General features: G+C 59.9%; 4 protein-coding genes. All 4 read right to left on the bottom strand.

Going from position 1 to position 2198, the window contains the following annotated elements; translation table 11 throughout:
* The coding region (locus WBF74_RS01495; protein WP_424434130.1) for a phytoene/squalene synthase family protein at positions 1-823 on the bottom strand (823 nt) is incomplete at its 3' end.
* 70 nt (positions 824-893) lie between these two features.
* Positions 894-1508 carry a urate hydroxylase PuuD gene (locus WBF74_RS01500; RefSeq protein ID WP_424434132.1) on the bottom strand — a complete coding sequence of 205 codons (615 nt, stop codon included), beginning with the start codon at positions 1506-1508 and terminating at the stop codon, positions 894-896.
* 168 nt (positions 1509-1676) lie between these two features.
* Positions 1677-2051: an Mth938-like domain-containing protein gene (locus WBF74_RS01505; protein ID WP_424434134.1), complete on the bottom strand. Its 375-nt coding sequence runs from the start codon at positions 2049-2051 to the stop codon at positions 1677-1679.
* A gap of 4 nt (positions 2052-2055) precedes the next feature.
* The gene (locus WBF74_RS01510; RefSeq protein ID WP_424434136.1) at positions 2056-2190 is read right to left on the bottom strand and encodes a hypothetical protein; all 135 of its coding nucleotides are present in this window, start codon (positions 2188-2190) and stop codon (positions 2056-2058) included.
* Positions 2191-2198 lie beyond the last annotated feature (8 nt).

Here is a 2198-nt window from a genome sequence, read left to right on the forward strand (position 1 = left end):
CCATGAGACGAAGCTGCCGCCGAAAGGCAGGCACCTCGACCGGCACCTTGAACGGATCGAAGCACGGGGCCGTCATCATATCCAGATAGCGCTCGCAAAATACGGCTGGCAGCAGCGCCGGAAGAACCGCCCTGTCGAACGGCGCACGACGCGCCGAGGCGAGATGCTCCCTCGCCTGCGCAGCAATATCAGCAATGGCGAGCGTCAGCCCTTCTGTCAGCTTGCCGGTAAAGACATCATGCGGATCGACATTCCGTTCAAGGATGATATCACCCGGCAACAGCATCCGCCCCTGCGAGGCATGAACAGGCAGCGCCCGCAGAATGCCCGTCAGTGCATAGGCAATACCCGCATGGCGGAGCGCCGCTTCTGACGCAGCCTCCTTTTCCGCGCCACCGAGAATGAAGGCCGCAATTCTCATCAGCGCGGAAGATGTCTCATCCGCGTAAGCCTCAAGCGCCGCCATGTCAGGGAATGGCTCGTCAGAAAGATCTCGCTCCCGCGCATCAATCAGCACCTGCAACCGGTCAGGCGGCACATTCCCCGCCTCATGCAAGGCAACGGCGGCGGCATGACCGCGTGTCTCGCCCTGCGACAGCCCTTCCACCACCTCGCGCCACCATTGCAGGCGGATATGACCCATCATCGGCTCGGTCACGAGTGCGGGAATGCGCGCAATTTCGAGATTGAAAGCATAAAGCGCAGTCAGCGCCGGCCGCGCGGCGGAGGGCGCAAAAAAGAGCGTCAGGAAACGATCATGGTCCTTCTCCCGCAATTCAGAGAGACAGGTCGCCATGCTTTTCCCATCATCGCTCACACTCATCCTCACGCCTCCAAACAAACGGGGCCGCCAATGAGGCGGCCCCGCATTCTACCCGGCTTGCGCCCGGAGATCAGAAGATGTTCTGCGCCGATACCATGGAAAAGAGCATCGGAACCGAGAGCATCGTGTTCACGCGCGAGAAGAGCATCGCCGTGCGCGCAGCGGCAGGCTTCTTGTCTGCCGGTGCATCGATAATGCCGAGCGCCACTTTCTGGTTCGGCCAGATCACGAACCAGACGTTGAACCACATGATCGTCCCGAGCCACATGCCGATGCCGATGGCCGTGTTCTTCGGAACAGCAAAGCCTTCAACAGCGCCAAGCGTGTAAGCTTCGACGAGATAGCCGTTCATCATGGCGAGAATGATGCCGGTGACGATGGTGGACATCGCACCCCAGCGGAACCAGAAGAGCGCCGCAGGCGCGATCACCTTGCCGATAGCCGGCTTCTGCTCATCCGGGATCTTCGGCATGTTCGGGATTTGCACGAAGTTGAAATACCAGAGCAGGCCGATCCACATGACACCGCTGATGACATGGAGCCAGCGGAAAATGAATGCCCAGAACGCATGGCCCAGCGCCGCGCCGTCCCAGTCATTCCAGTTGAGATACATGAGCAGCAGAATTGCTGCGAGCACGAAACCGGTGATGACCGTGTTTCTCAGTGAAGTGAGAATGCTAGCCATGGAGTTCTCCCCCTGATTGCCGTTCGCCGCCGCCGCGGCCGGTATGACATGGCAGGACGCGCCACCCGCAAGCCCGGTCGGCATGTCCAACTGCCACGCGACTCAGTGTCGCAAGCTGTGAGAAAGCTATGGGTTTCCCGGCAAAAAGCCAAGGCTGGAGATAGCTTTTCAATCCACTGCGATCATCGCAGCGGCGACCCGGCGATTCTCGGAAAGCATCAGATTATAGGTCCGGCACGCAGCCGGTGTTCCCATGATGTCGGGAAATATTGCTTGTGATTCCAGCCATTTGCGCGCCTCGCGCGGCAACGGCTCGGTGATAGGACCGGTGCCGATGATCAGAAAATCAAACTCGCCAATGACATCAACAAGCGGCGTGAGAGAAGTTGCATTTGCGTCCTCAATACGCGTGATGCCCCAGGGAAAAAGCCCCCTGGGTGTCACGATGATCGAGCCCTCGAAACGCTGCCGCTCCAGCCGAAAGCCGCCATCGCCATAAGCGTCGATTGGCGGCTGCCCTTCGAAACGCGGTGTCCCGGCCACCGCCTCAGGCCTTACCTTCTGCCTTTTCCTTCGCGACAGGCGCACCGCCCCATGTGTCGCGCTTGATGCCAATGGCCATCAGCACGGGCGCGGCGACATAGATCGACGAATAGGTGCCGACAACGATGCCGAAGATCATCGCGAAGG

It is taken from the genome of Parvibaculum sp. (assembly GCF_049672805.1).
Lineage (GTDB): Bacteria > Pseudomonadota > Alphaproteobacteria > Parvibaculales > Parvibaculaceae > Parvibaculum.